General features: G+C 34.9%; 19 protein-coding genes and 1 tRNA gene. 4 read left to right on the forward strand and 16 right to left on the reverse strand.

Going from position 1 to position 24,824, the window contains the following annotated elements:
* The 5 genes from CBF31_RS06805 to rlmH all read right to left on the reverse strand — a co-directional run bounded on the left by CBF31_RS06805 (position 1) and on the right by rlmH (position 8,320).
* Positions 1-3,228 carry an ATP-binding protein gene (locus CBF31_RS06805; RefSeq protein ID WP_126831631.1) on the reverse strand — a complete coding sequence of 1,076 codons (3,228 nt, stop codon included), beginning with the start codon at positions 3,226-3,228 and terminating at the stop codon, positions 1-3.
* A 4-nt stretch (positions 3,229-3,232) separates the two neighbouring features.
* Positions 3,233-3,727, reverse strand: coding sequence for a hypothetical protein (locus CBF31_RS06810; protein WP_126831632.1), 495 nt, complete (start codon positions 3,725-3,727; stop codon positions 3,233-3,235).
* Positions 3,728-3,745: 18 nt separating this feature from the next.
* The gene (locus CBF31_RS06815; RefSeq protein ID WP_170167898.1) at positions 3,746-6,022 is read right to left on the reverse strand and encodes a dynamin family protein; all 2,277 of its coding nucleotides are present in this window, start codon (positions 6,020-6,022) and stop codon (positions 3,746-3,748) included.
* Between the two features lie 18 nt (positions 6,023-6,040).
* Positions 6,041-7,195, reverse strand: a complete 1,155-nt coding sequence (locus CBF31_RS06820) for a dynamin family protein (protein ID WP_170167899.1) — start codon at positions 7,193-7,195, stop codon at positions 6,041-6,043.
* Between the two features lie 645 nt (positions 7,196-7,840).
* Positions 7,841-8,320 (reverse strand): 23S rRNA (pseudouridine(1915)-N(3))-methyltransferase RlmH, encoded by a 480-nt coding sequence (rlmH, locus tag CBF31_RS06825; RefSeq protein ID WP_126831635.1) that lies wholly within the window; start codon positions 8,318-8,320, stop codon positions 7,841-7,843.
* A 376-nt stretch (positions 8,321-8,696) separates the two neighbouring features.
* Between rlmH and CBF31_RS06830 the strand changes: the two genes are divergently transcribed.
* On the forward strand, positions 8,697-9,956 hold the full coding sequence (locus CBF31_RS06830; RefSeq protein ID WP_126831636.1) for a S1C family serine protease: 1,260 nt from the start codon (positions 8,697-8,699) through the stop codon (positions 9,954-9,956).
* A 51-nt stretch (positions 9,957-10,007) separates the two neighbouring features.
* On the opposite strand, the gene CBF31_RS06835 is transcribed toward CBF31_RS06830, so the two are convergent.
* The 7 genes from CBF31_RS06835 to CBF31_RS06865 form a co-directional block, all read right to left on the reverse strand.
* Positions 10,008-10,814 (reverse strand): MBL fold metallo-hydrolase, encoded by an 807-nt coding sequence (locus CBF31_RS06835; protein WP_126831637.1) that lies wholly within the window; start codon positions 10,812-10,814, stop codon positions 10,008-10,010.
* Between the two features lie 31 nt (positions 10,815-10,845).
* Positions 10,846-11,664, reverse strand: coding sequence for a two-component system regulatory protein YycI (yycI, locus tag CBF31_RS06840; RefSeq protein WP_126831638.1), 819 nt, complete (start codon positions 11,662-11,664; stop codon positions 10,846-10,848).
* Positions 11,664-12,962, reverse strand: a complete 1,299-nt coding sequence (locus CBF31_RS06845; RefSeq protein WP_126831639.1) for a YycH family regulatory protein — start codon at positions 12,960-12,962, stop codon at positions 11,664-11,666. Before CBF31_RS06845 ends, yycI begins: the two co-directional genes overlap by 1 nt.
* Positions 12,962-14,785 carry a cell wall metabolism sensor histidine kinase WalK gene (gene walK, locus CBF31_RS06850; RefSeq protein WP_126831640.1) on the reverse strand — a complete coding sequence of 608 codons (1,824 nt, stop codon included), beginning with the start codon at positions 14,783-14,785 and terminating at the stop codon, positions 12,962-12,964. The genes CBF31_RS06845 and walK overlap by 1 nt, the downstream gene beginning before the upstream one ends.
* An 11-nt stretch (positions 14,786-14,796) precedes the next feature.
* Positions 14,797-15,507: a response regulator YycF gene (gene yycF / locus CBF31_RS06855; protein WP_126831641.1), complete on the reverse strand. Its 711-nt coding sequence runs from the start codon at positions 15,505-15,507 to the stop codon at positions 14,797-14,799.
* A 121-nt stretch (positions 15,508-15,628) separates the two neighbouring features.
* Positions 15,629-16,114 (reverse strand): methylated-DNA--[protein]-cysteine S-methyltransferase, encoded by a 486-nt coding sequence (locus tag CBF31_RS06860; RefSeq protein ID WP_126831642.1) that lies wholly within the window; start codon positions 16,112-16,114, stop codon positions 15,629-15,631.
* 55 nt (positions 16,115-16,169) lie between these two features.
* Positions 16,170-18,320 carry a HelD family protein gene (locus CBF31_RS06865; protein WP_126831643.1) on the reverse strand — a complete coding sequence of 717 codons (2,151 nt, stop codon included), beginning with the start codon at positions 18,318-18,320 and terminating at the stop codon, positions 16,170-16,172.
* A gap of 163 nt (positions 18,321-18,483) precedes the next feature.
* On the opposite strand from CBF31_RS06865, the gene CBF31_RS06870 reads away from it, so the two are divergent.
* On the forward strand, positions 18,484-19,251 hold the full coding sequence (locus CBF31_RS06870; protein WP_126831644.1) for a class I SAM-dependent methyltransferase: 768 nt from the start codon (positions 18,484-18,486) through the stop codon (positions 19,249-19,251).
* Between the two features lie 119 nt (positions 19,252-19,370).
* Positions 19,371-20,720 (forward strand): FAD-dependent oxidoreductase, encoded by a 1,350-nt coding sequence (locus tag CBF31_RS06880; protein WP_245977937.1) that lies wholly within the window; start codon positions 19,371-19,373, stop codon positions 20,718-20,720.
* Positions 20,721-21,073: 353 nt separating this feature from the next.
* Here CBF31_RS06880 and CBF31_RS06885 read toward each other — a convergent pair.
* The 4 genes from CBF31_RS06885 to CBF31_RS06900 all read right to left on the reverse strand — a co-directional run bounded on the left by CBF31_RS06885 (position 21,074) and on the right by CBF31_RS06900 (position 24,005).
* Positions 21,074-21,146, reverse strand: a tRNA-Lys gene (locus CBF31_RS06885).
* A gap of 78 nt (positions 21,147-21,224) precedes the next feature.
* On the reverse strand, positions 21,225-21,359 hold the full coding sequence (locus tag CBF31_RS06890; protein ID WP_211330833.1) for a FeoB-associated Cys-rich membrane protein: 135 nt from the start codon (positions 21,357-21,359) through the stop codon (positions 21,225-21,227).
* A gap of 21 nt (positions 21,360-21,380) precedes the next feature.
* Positions 21,381-23,537, reverse strand: coding sequence for a ferrous iron transport protein B (gene feoB, locus CBF31_RS06895; RefSeq protein ID WP_126831648.1), 2,157 nt, complete (start codon positions 23,535-23,537; stop codon positions 21,381-21,383).
* A 3-nt stretch (positions 23,538-23,540) separates the two neighbouring features.
* Positions 23,541-24,005, reverse strand: a complete 465-nt coding sequence (locus tag CBF31_RS06900) for a FeoA family protein (protein WP_126831649.1) — start codon at positions 24,003-24,005, stop codon at positions 23,541-23,543.
* A gap of 414 nt (positions 24,006-24,419) precedes the next feature.
* Here CBF31_RS06900 and nrdH point away from each other — a divergent pair, with 414 nt between their 5' ends.
* Complete coding sequence (nrdH, locus tag CBF31_RS06905; protein ID WP_126831650.1) at positions 24,420-24,647, forward strand: glutaredoxin-like protein NrdH; 228 nt, start codon at positions 24,420-24,422, stop codon at positions 24,645-24,647.
* Positions 24,648-24,824 lie beyond the last annotated feature (177 nt).

Here is a 24,824-nt window from a genome sequence, read left to right on the forward strand (position 1 = left end):
TTATAGCCCTTCTCTCTCACTCAACAAATGATATAATTTATGAAAATCTATATCATTTTCTGCATAGTACCTGATAATCGCTAAACTGATATTCTTAATATCATCTTCTGTTCCTGTTAAAAACCTATCTCTAACTTTTTTATTAAGCTTGTGGTATAACTCAACTTCATCAGACGATTCGATTAGAAGATTTTGAACCTCAAATGTGGGTATATTTATTATTTCAGTAAGCAGTCTGACATGATTTTCCTTTGTAAGATTTTCATAAACATTTTCATTTTCATTTAAGAAACGTTCTATTAAATTAGTTAACATTGCCTTGCTCAAACTTGAGACTTTTATATAACCTAACGAATTTTTTAATAGCTCTGCATCTCTCATTTTACCGGAGAAAGTACCTAGTAGAAACTGAAGCATATTCTTTTGCGCTTCCCTTTCTCCAATAAAGATTGGTTGTTTATATTTGAACATCTCAACTGTCTGTTTATATTTAGTTACTTGACACAGAACAGGTTCTAACCAATCATTTTGGAAAACAACAGCTACTCCTTTAGGTAATTTTAACACTTCATCAATTTGCTCACTGTCTAGCCCAACTGATTTTCCAACTAATTCTCGATCTGAAAATTCCGGGGTTTTCATAATAATTTTAGTGTTCGTATTTTTAATGGCAGCTATATCTACAGAGCTAGGCGATTGATCTATAATAATAAACCCTTCACCATATGTTCTCATTTCAGCAATAGAATTAGTTAGCATCTCTACTGACTTGCCAATCATATTACTCCCCTCACCGCTTTGTTCCTGTGACGTTCGTTTTAACAAATGGTGTGCTTCTTCTAAAACAGTTATATGCTTTATTTTTTCATTCATTTTGCTTAAAGCATTAGCTTGCGATACTCTATACTCATTCAATCTCATAACTAAAAGTCCCATTATTAATGATTTTGTCTCTGAAGAACCTATACGACTCAGATCAACCATGACATTTTCTTCAAATAATTCTTCATCTGTTAAATCATCTTGAGTAAAGATAAACTGATTTAATCCTATCGATAACGAATGTACCCTCGTTACCAGTGCCCCGATATAATCACCTTTAGTATCCTCAGAATAACTGGAAGCGCTAATTACTTTTTCTAATTCTTTTTCTAAATCTATAAAGTTAGGGTAAATATTAGACTCTCCTGAATAACAAGATGTTATTAAGTCCCATCCAACACTACTATAAGCATTTAATGTCGCTTCTTTTAAAATTGCTGGCATGGCTGCATACATCGGCCAACATACATTAAATATCTCAATCAATCTGTCCACATGTTCTAAAACATGTGTCCCTTCTGGGAAATAAAATGGATTAATTCTTAATAAGTCAGAAAAATTACTATTAGTTCCATAAACTGACACATCTTCTCTATTTCCAAATACATGCTTATATTCTCCTTTAGCAGGTTCTATAACGAGACATTTAATATTACGATTCATAAGTTTATCCAACATTAAATACGTTGTATTAGATTTACCACTTCCTGTTGAGCCTGTAATAAAGGTATGCATTGATAAACTTTCAATATCTAAGTCTATATTTTGTTTTTTTTCTTCACCAAGATGATAGATTTTACCCAAAGAAAAGCTGCCTATTACATTCGACTTCTCTTCATATGATGAGGAGTTAAAGACAGCCGTTCCAAATGAAGCATGCTCAATAACTGGGAAATTAGCGACAGATTTTCTTGGTAACCCCATATGTAGAGCTAACTCTCTTCCACTTACAATAGATACTGGCGTCACCTCTATATTAGATTCTTCAAATTTATTATATCTAAAAATTGGATGAATAAAATGACTTAAATATTTTTTCAACTCCGGTGTAACAGAATGTTCGCTATTCCAAACATTCGTTGCACTTGTTTCCAACATTGTTTTTTCACCGCTAACCAAAGCTCTGTAGCTTGATGTTGCAAATTCTACTTCATAGGGATTATCAGAAAAGAAATATGCTGCACAGCCAAATGCACCTGTATTATCAAATGTTTTTTGTCGAGTTAATTGTTCATCAATATTTTTTAGAATTTCAGTAATTTCTTTATTTTCTTTTGTTAAAGTTAAACTTTTACTATCACCTGTTGAAAAACCGGTTGTTCTTGCAACTGATTCTGAGTGATTACTTGTATTGCCGGTTGTTTCTGATTCATTCAAAGTTGTACTATTTGTTTGAGTTTTATTATAACTTGTTTGCTTATTAGTTAGCGCACCCGCTATGGTTGACACACCACCGGCTGCAACTGCCCCAATAACCGCTGGAGCAGCTAAACCTCCAGTTCCTGCTATAGTTGCAGCACCCGCAACTATAGCACCTACTGCTGTAAGCGCTTGGCTAATCCCACTGGATTTACTAGTACCATTAGAAATAGAAGTACCCTCTGTTTCTGATTTCCCAATAGTCGTTGATGTTGTTACACCTTGACTAGTTCCTGTAGTCAGGGATTCTCCATAATTTTCATTTTTAGTAAGCGTATAACCTATTTGATGATTTTTAAAAGAACTCAAATTAGTATAAATTGCTTGCAACTGTTTCTGCATATCACTCAGTTCAGAAGTTGGAATAGGTGTTGCTAGTACAATCCCTGTAAAGACTTTTCCTTCCATAGTCGATAAAAAACGCTCTAACCCTTGAACAAACTCTTCATTTTTTTTATTATCTTCATTCCTATCAAAAGCGACACCCGAGTAGCTTGAAACATGTTGATAATTTGTTATCTTCTCAGATATTTTTTCAGTTTGATGCTGCATAACTCTCATTGTTTTAATACCTGGAAATTGGCTTTTAAAAGTACTTTCAAGAGCCCTATTAACTTTATTTGCTGAAATATTCTCTCCATTAGTATTAATTCCTAAGTATAAATCTATATCATTTCCATCACTATCTATTATTAAAAAAATGGAATGTGATTTGTTAGAAAAGGTACTGAAAAGAGTCGCAAATTTGTCTGTAGAAAGTCCTTCCTTCTCATATACCATCTCTGTTACTTTAAAGAGCCTAATGTTTTCTTGCCTCTCCGTACTTAATCCACATTCGTCCAAAGGAACAATTTCATAATCAGACAAGCTTAGTAAATATTTCTTCAAGAGGATATCATCAACTGATTCCAATGCGGACTCAAATGGAGATTCTAGACTTGTTAGAGCGGGAACACTTTGATAATTTTCTAACTCTCTTTTTTCCATATTCCTAACTCTCCTTATTTCTAACTAATAAAATAACTCCCCCTGCTACCATAAGTGCCCCTAAAACTACTAATCCAATGGAACCAGAGAAAATGGTGGCACCAACCGCTAATAAAGAGCCCCCTGCAATAAATAAAGATCCTGCAATTTTTTTCCTATTAATATTATTGTATTCAATCTCTGCTTGACGCTGTTTAAGTAAGGTTTCACCATATAATTTACTTTGAATTACTTTAATACAACGGACTCGTTCTTTTGAAAAATTTCTAACTAATTGGTTTAATTGACTTGTTAAATAATCAGTTGTATAGTCTATGTCATCATAAAGCTCACCATCATGCTCTTCATATATAGAAAAATTATGCTCCTCTAAATATTGGCAATACTCCTCGAACATCTTATGAGTTAAATCGTTCTTCAAAAGTTCTACTAAACTTACTCTAATCACTATACTGTTACCTTCTGCTACATACTCTTTAAAAATATTTGATACCGTCATATACATTCCTCTTTCCTATTAAATTGCTAATATTTCATCTAATTTTTCACTTATACCATTCAACCAAACTATCTGCTCTTGATTCTTTTTAATATCTAACTCTGTATTATTCATTGTAGCTGTCTTATCTTTCAGGTCTGTTAAAACCTGATGTAACTGTTTATCAAATCTATCAAACTCTTTATCAAAATAATCATCTATTTTCTCTTGATTCCTTTTAGCGCGCGTAGACATCTTCTTAAAAAAAATATGTATTTCAGTTGTTGCTGGGCTGAATAGCATCATAAAATCCCCAGCATCAATATAAGTACGTGTTTCAGTAACATCTACTTCCCTTTCACTAAACCACGTCCACGGCTTATACCAGGTGCTATTGGATACTATATTTGTTCCAATTACAATATCTTCTTCTTGAATTAATTTCGTCAAATTATCTTTAGAGTAGGACGTGGCATTAAAACCTGAGAGTTTAAATGGATCAATTATTAACTTTTCAGACTCTCCACTATTCTCAAATAAATCTTTTGTGATAGACTCATAATATGCTACCAACTCTTCTACTCTCTTATTGACATTATCTGTCAATACTTCTTCTGCTTTCAATTCCATATCTACTATTAGTTTTTTTATTTTAGTTTTAACTAAGTCATATTTTACACGTGCTTCTTTTTCTTCATATTTCTCGCCTTTTGTAAAGGCTGTAATAGTATCCAATTCTTTGGATGCTTCATTAATTAAATTTTCACTATGTTTTTCAACCAGATTAATTAAAGACTCATCTGATAACGAGCTTGAGAATTTCTCTTTTTTATCAGTTTTATCTTCTATTTTTTGTTCTACCAATTTAATATGATAATCAAGCTCTTCTCTCTTAATTTCATTATTTCTTAAAGATCCTTCTAACTTTTCTCTTACTTTTAAACTATCTAACGTCCCATGGAAAGTATCAACCATAGTTTTTATTTTTTGAGGCACGGCATACTTGTTTACGTATAATTTAATAGCTTCCTCCACTGATGGGATGCCACTATGAATCAACGCTTCTTCTTTTTTATCTTTACCAACCTCTGCTTTTTTTAAACGGGATTGAATATTTTTTTGATGACTAGGGATAAGAGGTGCATACTTTTCAAAATGATAGTCTTCATATCTGTTCACTCTTCTGATTTTTAATCTCAAATCTTCTTCATCTAAATCTTCTTCATCTAAGTCTTCATATGATTTATCTTTCATTAATGTCCTAATTTCTAAAGCATTTTGAGCAGATACTCCAAAAATATTAGGGTCTACTATTCCAAAATCTTCTAAATATTCTTTCACCCCTTTTAAACTACCCGCTATATCATCCTTACCAGGCTTATATTGATCTAGTTTATTGACTACAAAAATATATCTATCTCTTGATTTTTTATCTCCAACCTTCATGGAATCTGCGATACGTCGAAGTGTTCTCTCATCATCATTTGTTTTTAATTGAGAAGCATTCAATATATATATAATTAAAGTTTTTGATGATTTCCCTAAACTTTCATACGTTTTTTTCGCATGATTTTCATTACGAGAATTATTTGGACCTGGTGTATCCACTAAAACAAGTTTAGTATTCTCAGTACTAACAAACGGTATATTCCCAATTAGCTCTACTTTACTAGTACTTGAATCTTCATTCCAATTTTGTAATTCATCTGGGGAAATTGTTTCGATAGCGTCTAATACTTCCCCTTCTTCACTATATTTCTTAGCATCGAAATATCGAGTGTCTCTATCATCATCTTCAATTTTTGTAATAATAGCTGTGCAAGCTTCTTGTTTCGATGGCATTAAATCTTGTCCTAATAATGCATTAATCAATGTTGATTTCCCAGCACTCATCGTCGCAACCACACTTGCTTCAAACGTATTACTATAAACATCTTCAAATGTTTTTACTAGTTCAGGTGTTTTTAATTCTTCAAATTCACCTGCCTTAACTTCTTCGAACAGCTCTTTTATTTGTTCTATTTTATCTGAATCTCTCACTTCTTGTCCGCAGTATACTGGCTTAATAGCTTTAAACTTCTCTGAATGCTCGAATGCATACACAACATCGTCAAAATCCAACTGAGTCCCATAGAAGTCTAAACTATAGTCTTCTACTCCAACTTCTTCAGATATCTCTTTAGGGAAACTTTCAACCCATTCTTGTAAGCGTTTATTTTCAACCTCGTTTAAAAACGACCCCGGCTTAAGTGCTTTACCATTAACAACTATTTCTGTTTCTACTTTATAAGGGTTGTATTTTAATTCTATTTTCAATAGTATCATCCTTTTCTTTTATTTATTCAGACCTTCACTGTACAACGTTTGAAATATTTTTTTTCCTAACCTATCCAGGCCCGAGTTAATTAATACGTGCTTAGCTTTACCTTCTTGCGTTATTTCATAATTTAAAAAATTCAAATTATAAGGTGTTTTTCCTTTAAATTTTTTGTAAAACAATTCAAAATCATCCAATTCAAACTCCGTTAATTCAGTTCCCACCATGATTTTCTTCGATAACAGACCTGCGTAGGCTGAAAGTGGTATGACGTCAGGGTATTCAAATCCAATCTCTTTCAAATAATCAACAGTGCCTTTATATGTCTCTTCAAGTGAGTCCCTTTTCTCATTAAATTCATCCAATTTATTTAAAATAAATATTATTGGTTTGTTTATGCCTTGTAACTTACTCAAATGCTCATGATCATCACTTACTCCATTTTGAGTTGCATTAATAACATATAAAATCATATCGTAATCATTTGAATCGATTTCATATTCTGAAATACTTTTATGATTAGGATTTTCTGAATAATTGATACCCGGTGTATCTATGAATTCTAACGGTATTCCCTCTAATGTTTCATTATTAAATACTGTCCCAATAAAGATACTATTTTCACAATTTGACTCTGGATATTGCTCCAAAATATCATCAGGTAACTCTCTCTCTATCTCTTTCTCATATCTACTTGAGTTTTTATTTTGAGTATTTTTATTTAATATATGATATGTTTTTCCTGTAGTAGCAGTATTTCTAGATTTAAGTATCTCTTTACCTATCAAAGCATTAATAACTGCTGACTTTCCGGCACTCATAGTTGCTGTCACTAATATTTTTTTAGTTTTCGCTATAGGAAAAAGCTCATTAAGGTCACTATCATATCTAACTAAGTTCCCTTCTATACTTGTTGAATAAACTTCATCTCTAATACGATTTTTTACCGCTTCTTTTATTTCATCAGAATACTTATCACATACTAATTGTTGTTGCTTATCAATTCGATAAATTGACGTTTCTGACGATTCTTGCTTTTCAATTAATTGTTTCAATAATATACTTTGAGATAAAACTTGATTTTCCAAGCTCTTCTTTTCTTCAATTAAACTATTTATCTCTGTTGATATATTACTCATGCTTTCTTCAAATTTCTTTTTAAAAATAAACACCCAATCGCTCCCCAACATGTTATTTTATTACATATTTATTATACATCAATACTCTATACCATCTATATTTTTTTAACATGTTGCCACTAATTATTAGAATACCTAAAGAAAGGAACTTGATTATACAAAAAAAGAATAATTAATTTTAGTATAACTCACCTAGAAAGGCATTTATAATACACTTGTCATTCTATTAACAAAGAATATACAAAATACTTTCCACATAGCCATTAATGAATATGCACGTTATTTAAATGTTTGCTTAGTACTCAATATCTTTATTTGTTATATTTTAATAATTATAATTCCTAGTAATTAATATATTCTAATTCATTCACTTAAACTAATCCTCTTATCTTATATCATCCCATTAATCTGTTCTTTAATAATACCTTTGCCATGATAATTGTCAGTGTTTTCATCTAACTAGAATTTTATGCAGACTCAAATCCAACTTCTTCTAATCTTCTTGATTTATTAATACATCTATTAAACCTAAACTCCTAGGCAAACAAAAAAACGCTGATTTCTCAGCATTTTTTCTTAAACTATTCTTTCAAGTACTCAATCAAATCTTTCTTAATTTATAATTAAAAATCTCGTGTCATATGACGGTTATATCTATCTAACTATCTAAAAAACTCATTATTTATGATACGCATGTCCATGTATAATTCTAAAACATCTGTACACTTGCTCTGATAATATAAGTCTCATCAATTGATGTGGATAAGTCACACGTCCAAATGAAATTTGTTGATTACTACGTTTTAAGACTTCTGGTGATAAGCCTAATGAGCCACCAATTACAAAGCTAATCGTACTTTTTCCAGCTACAGTTACTTTATCAATCGCGTCAGCAAACTCTTCTGAAGTGTAATCTTTCCCATTAATCGCTAATGCAAAGACATAGTCACCTTCACCAATTTTGCTTAAAATCTTTTGACCTTCACGTTCTTTTAGTTGAATCATCTCTGTCTCACTTAGCGTTTCAGGGGCTTTTTCATCCGGTACTTCGATAATTTCAAACTTACAATACTTCGTTAAACGCTTAGCATACTCATCTATCCCTTGTTTTAAATACTTTTCTTTTAATTTCCCGACTGCTATTATCTTAATTTTCAAATTTTTCCACCCTTATTCTTTTATTCTCTTTAAAGTTTAATCTAAATTCACAAAAAAACCAACCTCAAAGTTATCCACACTTATCCACAGACTTATCCACCAAACACCTGTTTCTTTTCAAAAAAAAGTCAGTTATACTCTTTACTAATTTTAGTTATCCACATTTACACACGTTTGTGCATAACTTTTGTGTATAACTCTTTATTAAAAATTAGTGAATCTCATACTTTCAACACGTCTTACTAGTATTTTAATCCTAACTTTTTCATAAAATATTCAAATTAAGATATTAGACTAATAGTAGGAATTAAATGTATACTATATCTATCGGATATTAAAAATAAAAAGGAGGGTTAGGTGCTAGACACCGACTATTATGAACAAAAATGAAAGATCTACTCAAACACCACAATCCAATAAAGGCTTTTTCAAAGGAATTTTAGGCGGCCTTATCGGAGGTGCAGTCGCTGTAGGTGCTACTGTCCTTTTGATTAAACCTGCTCCACTAACACAAGAAGTCCCACAATCCACTAACAGTACAGCAAAAACAAGTAAATTAAAATTAGATGTTGAATCAAATACATCTACAGCTATTGAAAAAGTTCAAGATGCTGTTGTTTCTGTTGTGAACTTACAAAAAAAAGAACAATTAAATGACTTTGAACGTTTCTTCGGTCAGTTAAATGGGCAACAAGAACAACCTCAAAAAGAAAAATCTGATGATGAATTAGAAGCTAGTAGCGAAGGAAGTGGTGTTATTTACCGTAAAGATGGTAAAAAAGCCTATATCGTTACAAATAATCACGTTGTTGATGGTTCTGATGGTTTAGAAATCTTAATGAATGACGGAACAAAAGTCCCAGCTAAATTAGTAGGAACAGATAGCTACACTGACTTAGCAGTTTTAGAAATTCCAAGTGATAAAGTTAAAACAACTGCTGATTTTGGTGATTCTGATAAACTTAAAGTTGGTGAGCCTGCTATTGCTATTGGTTCTCCACTAGGTTCTGTCTATGCAAATAGTGCAACTTTAGGGATTATCTCTGCTAAAGACCGCAAAATTACGAATACAAACGAAAATGGCCAACCTGTAAACATCAATGCTCTTCAAACAGACGCTGCAATCAACCCAGGTAACTCTGGTGGTCCACTAATCAATATTGCTGGACAAGTTATCGGTATTAACTCAATTAAAATTGCTGCGGCATCAAGTGGTATCGCTGCTGAAGGAATGGGCTTCTCTATTCCAAGTAATGATGTTGTTTCTATTATTAGCCAATTAGAAAAAGACGGTAAAGTAACACGCCCTATGTTAGGGATTACAATGAGTGATTTATCTGTCATCAGTAGTGAGCAACAAGAACGTATCCTAAAAGTACCGGCATCTGTTAAAACTGGTGTAATTGTTCGTAGCTTACAATTAGCGTCACCTGCTGAAAAAGCTGGTTTAAAACAATACGATGTTATCGTCGAAATTGATGGTAAAGCAATCGAAAATGGTACAGATTTACAATCTATTCTTTATAAGAAAAAAGTTGGCGATACTGTTAAAGTAACCTACTACCGCGAAAAAGAAAAAATGACAACTAATGTTGAATTGACATTAGACCAAGCTGCTGCTTTAAAAGATAAATAAAAGTAAAAAAGAACCGGTAAGGAATTAATCCTTATCGGTTCTTTTTGGCTTTTAAATTGAAAATAATTCAGTCGCTTGATCCGGATCAGTATCATAGACCATGAAATCATGACCTACACCCAATCCTTGGGTTCTTAGACTGTGCTCCATAGTCATATGAGCTAACTCTTTTAAATTATTCTCTCGGCTTAAATGCCCTAAATAAATTCGTTTAGTTTTATCTCCCAGTACCTCACCAGCAACTAAAGCCCCGTCTTCATTAGACAAATGACCCATATCACCTAAAATACGTTGTTTCAAACTCCAAGGGTAATTTCCCATTCGAAGCATATTTAAATCATGATTACTTTCCATTAAATAGGCATTTGCATTTTGGATTGTTCCTTTAACACGATCGCTACAATAGCCTGTATCGGTTAAAACTACAAATGATTTGTTATCTTTTTGAAAAGAATAAAACTGAGGTTCGGCAGCATCATGAGAAACGCCAAAACTTTCGACATCCATATCTCCAAATGTCTTAGTTTTACCTAATTCAAAAATATGTTGATGCTCAGGTTTTATATTCCCAATTCCAGGTGCCATAGCAGACCACGTTTTTTCATTCGCATAAATATCTAATCCATACTTACGAGATAAGACGCCGACACCATGAATATGATCTTTATGCTCATGAGTAACTAGAATACCATCTAAATCTGCAGGAGAACGGTCAATCTCAGATAATAAACTGGTTATTTTTTTGCCACTTAACCCTGCATCAACTAATAATTTCTTTTTATCTGACTCAATATATAGCGAATTTCCACTACTTCCACTGGCCAAAATACTTACTTTAAATGCTTCTTCATTTTTCACTACACACCGCGACTCCTTCTTTATTGACTCACTACTTTTTCATTTCAGGTACATTTGGTGCAATAACCGAGTTAGAAAAGGCATTGACCCGTTCTACACGGACATTTTTTTTGCTACTTTCAATCCAAACAAACCAAGCTGGAATATAGACATTTTTTCCTCTAACTGTAAAAATACGAGTATATGCCAATTGAGTATCTGTAATTGTCGACTCTGACGGGATACGATTACTCATATAAAGCGTTTCAATCGCTTCTCTTTCAGATATTACCGGTTGTTTTTCACGCAAAGGCTCAATTTCTTTTAAATGACTTTGAGTAAATGTTTCTATGATTAAATCATCTTTAGTCATTTTGGATAATTCGATATTCAACTCACTTGTTTCATCATAAAAAGGAATTTTTTCAAAGACTTGGGAAAAGACCATATTACTATTATCCGAAGCTGGACGGTTAAAGAATTCATAGTCTTTCCCTTTATAAAGCTGTTTGTTACCATCTTTAAAACGAGTTAAGTCTTTCTCTAGTTGCTTCGCTTTAATAGGTTCTTCATATACGACATCTTGTGTTCTAACAAAACGTTGACTATCTTGAGTTGTATCATTTTTCATCTCTTTTTTAAAATCTGTTGTGGTTGCACTTAAATAATACCCTTCAACAATCTCATCCGAAAAAACATCTTTTTCCGTTGTGATTTTATCGTATTTTAGACGCGTTTCAATATCTGCTACAGAGTTCAAATCGACCCCCGTATTCACCGTATCTCTTCCTTGTTGAAAGCTGAAAAGTAAGAAGAGGTTTAGACCTAAAAAAGCACAGAGAAAAATAATTTCAATTCGTTTAAAATCCATTACTCTCCCACCCCTTTTTCTAACATCTTACTCACGTCACTCAAACTTTCCCACTTGTCCTTCAACTTAATATACCATTCTGGTACTAAATCTACGACCTGTTTTGTTTCTTGGTTGGCTTCCCATGTATAGCCAATCTGAAGTCCTTGGATATCTTTAACATCTATCCCTTTGAGTTGTAGTTTTTCAATAATTTTATCGGTACTTTCTAACACAACTTCTTCTTCCGATGGTATTGGAACTTGAATTGTTTCTTGATTAGTTGAGATTCTAATATTTTTATTTTCTCTTGAAATATCCATTCTACCCTTACCGTTATCACTAAAAATAGGATACCCCTCAACATAATTACGATAAGTTACACGATTAGGTGTACCTTCAAAATAACGAATCGTTCCCAAAGCATTACCCGTATTTTTTAAATAGAAGAATGTGTCTTCATAAATCGTATCCGTTCCTAAATCACGTGCTTTTTCACTATCAAAACGACTGTTAAATCTAACCTCACCTGTATCGTACATAATATCAAGAGTCCCACCTTCAGCATTCATCAAGCTTACATTTTTACTGGCTTTATGGTCATCATTCGAAAAAACTTCTTGAGTATCATCGAAAAAGGCTTTTGAAAACATAGTGTAGGACTGGGTCGCTACAATATAACTGTATTTTTTTAACGTAATATCATTTTTAAACTCATAATAAACTGGTAAATCCATTTTAGGGTTATCTACTGGTAAGAAACGATTGCCTTCTTTTCTTAAAATATCTTTTACTTCACTTGGATCCCCTAACAATTCAGTTTGATAAATTTGATTATTCTCATTATCAATAAAATGAATATGATTATCTGAAAATGAAACAAGAATACGTCTAAATGTCACATCTTTCTTAATATGTGAGGGGACCTCTTTCTCGTTAATCTTCAAATAATAAGCGAGTGAAAGCGAGCTTGACATAGATAAATCAAAAGATCCTTTAATCAAATGAGGATCTATTTTTTTTCTAGACTTCTCAACAGGTAATTCATCACCCATTCTTTCAAAAAGTTCTTTACTCATACTTTGAATAAGACTTTCCTTACTACTGTAGTAATGATCACCTTTACTGTCGTGATACACTAATTTAACAGGTAAGAACACATCTTTAGGTTGTTTCATATTTGCAATTTGTTCCGATTTGTTAACAGGTTGTTCTTCTATCTTACTCCCTGAATTTGTCCAAAGTTTCCAAGAGAGGAACAGACTAAGGGCAATCATCAAAAATAAAGTATAACGAATTAATTTTCCGATTAGTTTCACTAGCCCCAATCCTCCTCTTCGAATGCTTCATAAGGTAAAGAAATATAGAATGTTGAGCCTTTACCTTCTTTACTCTCAGCCCAAATCGTTCCACCATGATCTTGAATAACTTCTTTTGAAATAGCAAGACCTAAACCAGAGCCCCCCATTGCACGAGAACGCGCTTTATCCACTCGGAAGAAACGGTCAAAGATGCGTTTCACATCTTTTTGAGGAATTCCCATACCTTGATCTGAAATACTAATAATAACGTTATTATGTGTTTCTAATAATGTACAGGTTACTTCTCCACCATCTGGCGAGTATTTTAGAGCGTTATTCATAATGTTATCTAATACTTGAATGATTTTATCTGGATCTACCTCTAACCAAATTGTACGTAACGTAAATTCACGACGAATGCTATAATTTTTATTTTCATTAGCAATCACCATATCAAAACGGTCTAATACAAAATTAAGAAGCTCATTCAAATTGACAAATTCTAACTGTAACGGACTCTTCTGCGCATCCATACGTGACAAATTAAGTAAATCATTAATCATACGAATCATACGATCCGTTTCGACTAACGAAACACTGATAAATCGTGGTGCAATCTCTGGGTCTTCCCAGGCACCATCTGATAATGCCTCTAAATAACTGCGCATACTTGTCAGTGGTGTTCGTAATTCATGAGATACATTCGACACGAATGCACGACGTTCACGTTCATTTTTTTCTTGCTCCGTGACATCATGGAGCACACAAACTAACCCACTAATAAAGCCTGATTCACGTCGAATCATCGCATAATCAGCTTTCAAAATCGTAGCATCTTCTTCTGATTCTGGATTAACATGAATCATTTTCTCCGCTTGTCCTTCTAATAACTCACGTAATGTATAGTCTTCATGAATATCTAAAAGTTCTAGTATTGATTTTCCAATGGTTTGCTCTTGAGTTGTTTCTAACAGCAACAATGCTTTTTCATTAATGATAACAACATTACCCCGACGATCTGTCGCAATAACCCCGTCTGTCATATGTGATAACACACTGTCTAGCCTGTGCCGCTCAGATTCAAGTGTTTCTTGAGCTTCTCCTACACGAGCAGATAGTTCATTAAACGTTTGAGCGAGTTGCCCCAGCTCATCTTGTCCGTGAACTTCAAGTTCGCCAGTATAATCTCCTTGAGCAATTTTAAGTGCTTGCTGCTGCATCTCTCCAATTGGTTTCGTTATGGTTCTTGCTACTAAAAGAGCGACTGCTAGCGAAATCGACATCGCTATCATTGACGCAGAAAAGAAAAGTAAGGTTGTATTACTAACTTCATTGTATTTACTCTCAATATCGCTTTTCACATAAAGCCCACCAATAACGGCATCACCTGCAGGAGATCTAATTTGCTGGACATTAATATAGACACGCCGATTAGTTGCCGGGTCATTTTGTTCTTTACGCTTTTCTGTAAAATCATTTAAAGCTGCAATATCATTTTTCTTACCAACCATATTCTGTTGATTTGCATCACTTGTTGCACGAACAATTCCTTTATCATCAACTACTCGCACTTCAAATACATCCCGTTTTGAGAACTCATTAACCGTTCTCTTCAACGTTATATCACCGTCGTCTCCCACTGATATTAACTCTGTACTCAAATTAGACGCTAATAGTTCCACCTGAGCATTCATCGTATCTTCAAAAGACGTGATGGTATTTTTTTCCAATTCACGAATAAAAATAGCCCCGATGATTTCCACTGATATAAGAAGCAGTAGGACAAACACCATGGCTATTTTAAAATGAACGGATTGGAAAAAATGAATTTTTTTCCGCATCTCATTCTCTCCTAATCTTGTTCTGGATTTCTTAAGTAATACCCAACACCACGACGGGTCACAAGCCATGCTGGATGACTTGGGCTATCCTCAATTTTTTCACGTAAACGACGAACGGTTACATCGACTGTACGGACATCACCAAAGTAGTCATAGCCCCAAACAGTTTGAAGTAAATGTTCACGAGTCATTACTTGACCTAAATGTTTCCCTAAGTAATGTAGTAATTCGAACTCACGATGCGTCAATTCTATTTTTTCACCACGTTTTGACACAATGTAAGCATCTGGATGAATCGTCAGAGCGCCAATTTCAAGCTCATTAACTTCTTCTTCTTCCTCAACTTGTTTTTGTGACGGTGACCCTTGACGTCGTAAATTAGCTTTAACACGCGCAATAAGCTCTCGGTTTGAGAATGGTTTCGTGACATAGTCATCTGCACCAAGCTCTAGCCCTAAGACTTTATCAATTTCAGAGTCTTTAGCTGTTACCATGATAATCGGCATATCAAAATTTTTACGGATTTCACGACATACTTCTAAACCATCAATTTTAGGTAACATTAAATCAAGAAGAACTAAGTCAGGTTCAACTTCTTTTACGACTTCTAAAGCTTCTTCACCATCATAAGCAGTAAAAACTTCATAGCCTTCTTTTGTTAAGTTAAATTTCACTATATCGGAGATTGGCTTCTCATCATCAACAACTAATACTTTTTTCATAAATTTTTATCCTCCTCTTGCTACTTCAAAAAAATAATTCACAAGGTATTGCTTCTATTATACCCTATTTCAAGTTGAGATAAAACCTTAGCGCCCTAAAGCGCCACATCACGGTTTTTTCTTATATTTTTTCTAGCTCTAATAGTCTTTTTTTTAACTCACAACCACCTGCATACTCACCTAATTCACCCGATGATCGGATAACGCGGTGACAAGGTCTAATTAACAGTAAAGGATTCTTACCAACTGCTGTAGCGACAGCTCTAACTGAAGAGGGACAACCTATACTCTCTGCCAATTCTCCATAACTTATCGTCTTACTATACGGGATAGCGAGTAACCCTTGCCATACTTTCTCTTGAAAATCGGTTCCTTTTCCAACGGAACTGATAGGTAGGTCAATCGATTTTGATACCCCCTCTAAGTATTCATATACGGATTTTTTATAGAATTGTATTTTTTCAGGCTCATCCCAGCTAGGCTGCTTTAAACTTTTAGATAGTCGGTAATTTTCAAATCTATGTTCCTCTCCTAAAAAGACTACACCTATCTCGTCTACTACAAGTAAAAAAAACTCACCCCAAACATCTAAATGTTCTGCATACATCTCTTTCCCTCTTTTCTATAAAAAAAGATAGAACTTCTCAGTCCTATCTTTCGTTTTATTTAATAAACGCTGATGGTTTTTGAATATAAGGTAAGTATAACTCATGCATCGCACGTGAACTTGCGGTATAAAGTAAATTCAAATCATGCTGGCTGACAAAACGTTTTTCTGACGCATTATGAACCACCACACTATCAAATTCTAAGCCTTTAGCCAAATGAACTGGCATTACAAATTGGCGAGCACTTAAATCTAGCTTAGTCGAATCGGCAATTAACGTTAAGTTTTCTGGACTTCCTAAAGCTTTAAACACTTTATGGGCTTCCTTACTGTCTTTCGTTAAGATAACTTGGCGGTAATCTGATTTTAGACTAGCCATACGTTCTGCTAAGTATGAATAATACGCTGTTTCATCCGCTAATTCAACAAACTCAGGGTCTTTACCCGGACGGTCAATCACCTCAACACCACTTTCATCACCACCTAATAAGTGCTTCATAAAGTGACTGATAGGTCCACTTGAACGGTATGATTTTAACAACTTCACTGATTTCACGTTGCGTGTGCCATCGGTGAAAAGTTCTTCCACACGGTCAAAACTCGTACCTTGAGCAAAGATCGATTGATAGCCATCTCCTACTAATGTGAAGTTCGCTTCTCCGTATACTTTAGATAAGAAGTATAACTGTGCTTCAGTATAATCTTGAACCTCATCTAAAATAACAAATTTTGTTTTTTGACGTTGACGACTTTGAACCATCAAATGATTTAAGTACGCATATTCTGTCGCTTGATCTAGCGTAATCGGTGAAGATAACGGTAGGCCTGTCGCTAATAAATAATGACTTTCTAAATCAATCCAGCTAAATGATGCAATGGCTTTGCGGACTGGCGCATAATAGTAATGAACTAATTTATTAATCGCCTTTTGAACGGCTTCTTCTTCCGTTGCCCCTTTTGATTTGGCGAACAACTGATTGTATTGGTCACTGCTTAAATTTTCAAACTCATTACGCCATTTCGGTTTACGGCTTTCCGTACGAATGAATTTTTTCAACGCTTCTGACATTTTTTCTTGTAAGAACGTCAGCTTACGGTACAATTCCACATTACTTGGTAAAGACTGTAATGTTTGGTCCATCCATTTCGCAGAAATAACCATTTCGTCTTCTAATTTCAAATCAATAAAATCAAGATGGTCAGGATTTAACTCTGCTACATATTCTTCAATCGCAATCATGTTGGACATCGAATCAATCGGACGACCGTCATACAGTTGTGATTCTAATTCTTCGATTTGATATTGCTTCCCTTTAGTCTTCATTAACTCACGGTATGTTAATTGACGAGGATTCTTTTCACCTAAACTAGGCAGCACTTCTTCAATATATTTACTAAACATTGGATTCGGGGACAATAATAACACTTGCTCAGGTAGCAAGTTATCTTTGTAACGGTATAGCAAGTAAGCGATACGCTGTAAGACAGTTGACGTCTTCCCACTACCGGCAATCCCTTCCACAATAAGAACATCACTTTTCGTATCACGAATAATAGCATTTTGCTCTTTTTGGATGGTGCTTGTAATATCCGTTAATTTAACTGATGACTCTTCGTTTAATACCTCTAATAACATGGGGTCTTCAATCGCTGTACTCGTATCAAAGAAATCGACTAATTTGTTTTTCTCAACTTTTAATTGACGACGATTTTTAAGGTCGACTGCAACCTCACCCATCGGCGCTTCATAAGTTGTTTGACCTAAACTATTTTCATAATACAGGTTAGCAATCGGCGAACGCCAATCGTAAACATACTGGATATGGTCCTCATCACTAAATCCTGCGACCCCAATATAAAACTGCTCCATCTCTTCTTCATCCGGATACTGTACATCTAACTTCGCAAAGTAAGGTCCTTCTAATAACTGTGCGATATTATTTTTCTGTTTCTCTAACCATTCACGTTTATAATTTAATTGAGCTAACTCTTGATTTTTCTGTTCCACTTGAATAAGCGACTCAAAACTATCTGCTGCTGATGAGTTATTCATTCTCACATCTTCAGATAGATTTTTTAAAAATAGGCGGGAATTTTCATCGGCCTCTTCTGACTCATTTGATACTCTATTTTTCATCGCAAGTAACTTCTCATATACATCTGATAAATAGCCTTGCTCTAGTTGCCAATCTTCATTTTTAGACACGTTTTTTCCTCCTGCCAGATAATCTTACGAACAAATAATTTTACGCTTTAAATTGAGATAAGTCAATTAATAGCCGCCACTTTTTGAAAAGGCTTTCCGGTTTGTTTCTCATTTACCCATTCTGTTATACTAATCCTATACTTATGACAAAAGGAGCTTACTTATGTACAGTCACTACGGGCCTTTATGCACGGCCGTTTATCATTTAACAAAACCCACTGGCTATTCTCTTAATGGCGATATCGGATATTACGCCGAAAGATTAGAAGGTATTACTGGTCCGATACTAGAAATCGGAGTTGGAACTGGTCGGATGTTCATTCCTTTATTAAAACAAGGCTTTAATATGATTGGTATTGACCAGTCAAAAGAAATGCTTAGCATATGCGAAGAAGAAGCCAAACGTGCCTCTTTTTCTCCCTCACTTATTTGTGACGACTGGACGCATTACGCTGGACAGGAAACTTATGACGCCATTATTATTCCAACCTCAACTTTTTGTCTGTTACCTACAGAAGAAGATGCTACCAGAGCATTAAACCAACTTTACCGCTTGCTGGCGCCTGGTGGAAAACTAATATTAGACTTAGATTTACCTTTCTATCCCGAAGTGGGCGAAGTGATTACTTCTGTACATCCTATTAACGACACATCAGGAATTACTTTAGAACGTAAAACATTAACTGTCGACTGGTTAGACCAAACGATTATGACTCATCTGACTTACCAAAAGTGGGAGAATGGACAGCTCACACAAACTGAACTACAGGAAATGATATTAAGGTGGTACGGGTTAACTGAATTTAAATTAAGACTTGAAGCAATCGGTTTTAAAAACATTTCTCTTTCAGCTGATTATGACTTTGAAGAAGAACCTGTCGATGCCAATCAAACCATAACCTTCGAGGCCCTAAAAATAAGTAATGCATAACTTTATACTATTTTTTCTAAATTTCACAAACAAATCACTACACTTTTACTAGAAAATAAGTTAAAGTTATATTAGTATTATTGTTTAATTGTAATAACTACAAACAAGGAGGAACTGTTATGAAAGTTATTGTTTTAGGTTCATCACATGGCGGCTATGAAGCTGTCGAAGAATTATTACTAACTCATCCAGATGCTACTATCCAGTGGTATGAAAAGGGCGATTTTATTTCGTTCATGGGTTGAGGCACTCAAATGTATCTTGAAGGTGTTGTCAAAGACGTAAATTCAATTCGTTATATGACCGCTGAAGAGATGGAAAAGCGCGGGGTCCGCGTCTTCACAAACCAAGAAATTATCAAATTAGAAGCTGATAAGCATCAAGTCCAAGTTATGGATCACATCTCTGGTGAGGTTCGTACAGAGGATTATGATAAAATCATCTTAAGTCCAGGGGCTAACCCATTTATCTTGCCTGTTCCAGGTAACGATTTACAAAATATTGAAACAATGAGAGGCCGTCAAGACACAATTGATTTACGTCTTAAATCGGTTGATCCTGATATTCAAAACGTAACCGTTATTGGTAGTGGTTATATCGGTATCGAAGCTGCTGAAGCATTTGCTATGGCAGGTAAAAACGTAACACTTATCGATATCATCAAGCGCCCTCTTGGGGTTTACCTTGATAAACCATTCACTGACGTTTTAGAAAAAGAAATGACAGAAAACGGCATCACATTAGCTATGGGCGAATCTGTCGTTCAATTCAAAGGTGATGACAAAGTTACTTCTGTTGTAACTGATAAAAACGAATACCCTGCTGATTTAGTCGTTATGTCTGCTGGCGTACGTCCAAACACAGCTTGGTTAAAAGACTCTGTTGAATTATTACCAAACGGTATGATTAAAACAGACGAATATATGAGAACAAGTGAACCTGACGTGTTTGCAGTTGGAGATTCAACATTAATCCAATACAACCCAGGTAACACAGCAGTTAACATCTCACTAGCAACAAATGCGCGTCGTCAAGGTCGCTTTGCTGCTAAAAACTTAGTAGAAGCTAACCATCCATTCCAAGGCGTTCAAGGCTCTTCAGCATTACGCGTCTTCGATTATAAATTTGCTTCAACTGGTTTAAATGACCAAATGGCTGAAAAATTAGGGATTGAAATTGCCTCTGTTTTCTTAGATCAAGATACTTTAATGGACTTTGTTCCAGGTAGTATGAAAGAACGTGTTATGTTCAAATTAGTGTATGATCCAAAAACACATGTGATTTTAGGTGCGCAAATTATGTCAAAAGCTGACTTAACTGCAAACATCAATGCTATTTCAATCGCTATTCAAACTAAATTTACGATTGAGCAATTAGCTTACGCTGATTTCTTCTTCCAACCAGAAATTGGTACACCATGGAACTTATTAAACATGGCTGGTTTGAAAGCAATCGAACAAGAACGTTAATTTTACATTTAAAAAACAGAGACAAGTCTTACAACTTGTTTCTGTTTTTTTATTTTGAGAAGCACGGTCATAATTTTATCACACTTTCTTTCATGATTCGTTACACCTTCATCTCACTTTATACTAACTCCTTCTCTATTATAAGAGATGTAGCTAATGCTAATAAATTGATTTTCTAAACTCCCCTGTTTAGATTTCCCTTACTAATTTTAAAACGAAAAAAGCAGCCCACTTTAGAAGTGAGCTGCTTTTTAGTGTCTTAATTATAAATTTATAAAAAAATGAAGCCGCGCCAGACGTTTTCTAAATGCTTTCGCACCAACATCTGACCGACTTCGTGGGTTTGGCACCCATGGGCTGTGGGGGGATCGAACCCACGACCCGCTGATTAAGAGTCAGCTGCTCTACCAACTGAGCTAACAGCCCGATTACAAGCCTTATTCTAGCACTAACACCGCCACTAGGCAAGGACTTGCACTCACTTATTTTATTATTAAACTCTGTTTATTTAGACTCTGGTTTTTTAATTCCACACTCACAGCCGTCACACTCACACCCACCGCTTTTATTGACGACTCTGTTGTAAATAATGTAACCAGCTGAACCAAAAATCAGCACACTTAAAATAATTGTTGCTATCATGTTCGTCACTCCATTTCTTTACATTAACTCAACACGAGTGGCACGTGGTCGTCTGACAACCGCATAAACCAATAAAGCTAAACTTATAAGTCCAACGACCGTTCCAAATCCGAAAGACTGTCCTTCAAATAAGACAACACCTAATTGGTAAATAATAAGACTGACGATATAGGCTAAACCACACTGGAACCCAACTGCAATCAACGTCCATTTGACATCGCTCATCTCACGGTGGATTGCGCCAATAGCTGCAAAACATGGGGCACACAGTAGATTAAAAATTAAGAAAGAGTAACCTGACACAGGGGTATACGCTTCTCTAAGGGCTGGCCAAATTTCTTGTCCGTATTCAGACACTTCGGTTGTACTCCCAAATAAAATTCCAAAGGTATTTACGACGTTCTCCTTAGCAACCAGACCTGTCATCGTGGCAACACTACTACGCCAATCGCCCCAACCCAGTGGTTTAAAGAGATAACTTACAACACCACCAATACTTTCTAGAATACTCTTATCTTCTGATACAAATTGGAAGCCCCAACTAACATTTGACGTCAACCAAATTAAGATACTCGATACAAAAATTAAGGTTCCTGCATTTTTTACGAAAGCCTTACTACGATGGTAGGTTTGCTGTAACACTCCTCTAAATCGCGGCAAATGGTAAGCTGGCAACTCCATAATAAACGGAGCAGCTTCACCTGATAACGCCTGCGTTTTCTTTAGCATAATACCAGAAAAAACGATAGCGGCAATTCCTACAAAATAAGCGGAAGGAGCGACCCAACTTGCATGAGGGAATAAGGCACCTGCTATTAAAGCAATGACTGGTAGCTTGGCAGAACAAGGCATAAAGGTTGTCACCATAACTGTAATCTTTCGGTCCTTTTCATTTTCAATCGTACGACTGGCCATGATCCCTGGTACGCCACAACCTGTCGCAATTAGCATTGGAATAAAGGACTTACCTGATAAACCAAATCGTCTAAACAAACGGTCCATTACAAAGGCAATACGTGACATATACCCACAATCTTCTAATAGTCCCAAGCATAAGAACAACATAATTAATTGTGGTAAAAAACCAATGACTGCTCCGACACCCGCAACAATCCCGTCTAAGATTAACCGCTGCATCCAATCTGCAACCTGTAATTTTTCTAACCAAACGGATAAATAATTCGGTACAAACTCACCAAATAGTTTGTCGTTTAACCAATCTGTCCCCATAGTTCCTAATGTTTGAATTGATAAGTAGTATACCGCCCACATGATTAATGCAAAAATCGGTAGCGCTAAGAAACGATTGGTTACCACACGGTCGATTTTATCACTCGCTGTTAAACTAAAGTCTTTCGTTTGGATTAAACACAAACTCATCAATTTTGTAATAAAATCATAACGCTCATTAATCACAATACTCTCGCTATCATCGCCAAATATTTTTTCCGTGATGGCAATAATTTCATCAATTTCTTTTTTGATAGCGTTTGGCAACGTCAACTCTTGCTCTATCGCTTCATCTCGTTCAAACAACTTAATACTGTACCATCTTAAATTATCACTAGAAAGAAGCTCACCTTGACTATCTGTCAACGGCTCACTCATTAACAACTGCTTAATCTCAGATAGGGCCGCTTCTAAACGGTCATCATACGTTACCGAACGAAGATGAAATGGACAATCGACTGTCAACTTTTCAGCTAAGGTCATCAACTCTTCGACACCTTCTTTTTTGACAACGCTCATCCCTACAACATCTACACCTAAACCATAGGCTAATTTTTCAATGTTAATTTCTTTCCCTTGCTTTTTGACAACATCTAGCATATTTAACCCTAAAACAACCGGTGTTCCCAGATCCAACAGTTGCAAGGTTAGATATAAATTACGTTCTAGATTACTGCCATCTACTATATTAATAATCCCTTGTGGTTTTTCATGTAGCAGATAATTTCTAGCCACAACTTCTTCAGGTGTATAAGGTGATAGAGAATAAATCCCCGGTAAATCTTGAATAAGAAGGTCTTTATTTTTACGGTAACTTCCTTCTTTTCTCTCTACCGTAACACCTGGCCAGTTGCCAACTGACTGACTACTTCCAGTTAAAAGATTAAACAAACTGGTCTTACCACTATTCGGATTTCCTACTAATGCTAATGATTGTTTTGGCATATACTAGCCTTCCTTTACCATAATTGTCTCTGCTTCTGTTTTTCTTAACGTCAACTCATACCCTCTAACGCTCAACTCTAATGGATCACCTAAAGGCGCGACCTTGCGAATGACAACTGGTGTTCCAGCTGTCAATCCCATATCCATTAATCGGCGCTTCACTTCTTTAGGACCTACTATTTTATCGACAACCACACTATCCCCTACACTGATTTCAGCCAATGTCTGCGGAACTTGATTTTGTCGTTCTTCTGATGTAATCCTAATTTGATTGACCACTCTATCATCCATTGCGAGACGACTGTCTTTTACTTTTACAATATAATCACCAGATTTTTTCTTTGAAATCACACGAATTGGCGCTCCTGCTACTAAACCTAAGTTAGCGAGATGTCTTTCCGAACTTCCTGTGAGCAACAATTCACTGACATAATATTTTTGACCAATCACAGCTTCCGTTAATTGCATGATCATTCTCCTTTATATAGAAAGAAACGATTAATTAGAACTCTTTATAGTAACTGATAATGATTATCAGTTGTTAAACTCATCCTACTCTTTTCACATGCTAGTGTCAATTAGAGGTTAGTTTTATTTCACTACTAGATATAGCGTTATTTAATCTACTTCACTATATCTTGTGTTCGTTATTTCAAAAAACAATCCAATTTTGATTGTTTTTTTTATTTTTTTTGAGCTGTTTTCTTATGAAAATAGTGTGAAAGCAGATAATATCAAGCTCCATCTTGTCAAGCATAAATACCAATGGTAGTGGCTCATTATTTCACAGGCACAATATCTTGTGTGTTCGTGTTGACTTTTACCTTTTAGGGGGTATACTAAGTATATAATTAATTCGAACAAACCGGAGGAACTCATACTATGAATATTACACTATACACTAAAGATAACTGCCCACAGTGCAAAATGACAAAACGCTTCTTAAGCGAGAAGAATGTTTCTTATAATGAAGTAAATATCGATAATGAACCACAATATATTGAGTGGCTAAAAGAAAATGGCTACCGTAGTGTGCCTGTTGTTACAGCTAACGAAGATGTTTCTATCGTTGGTTTCCGTCCAGACCAATTACGCTCTTTAGCAGTTTAATAGCGATACTATATCAAGTAAGATATAGACTGACAAAATCGTTCACTACAGTCAGGTAGCGGGCGATTTTGTTGCGTTATATGTTAGTTATCCGCTCAATATCCTATGCTAACTTTTTTATAAAAATCAAACAATTAAGTTGGTTATTATAAAAAATCTAGTATAATAGATGATTGA

Origin of the sequence: Vagococcus fessus (genome assembly GCF_003987565.1) — a bacterium.
In the GTDB taxonomy this organism is placed as follows: Bacteria; Bacillota; Bacilli; order Lactobacillales; family Vagococcaceae; genus Vagococcus_D; species Vagococcus_D fessus.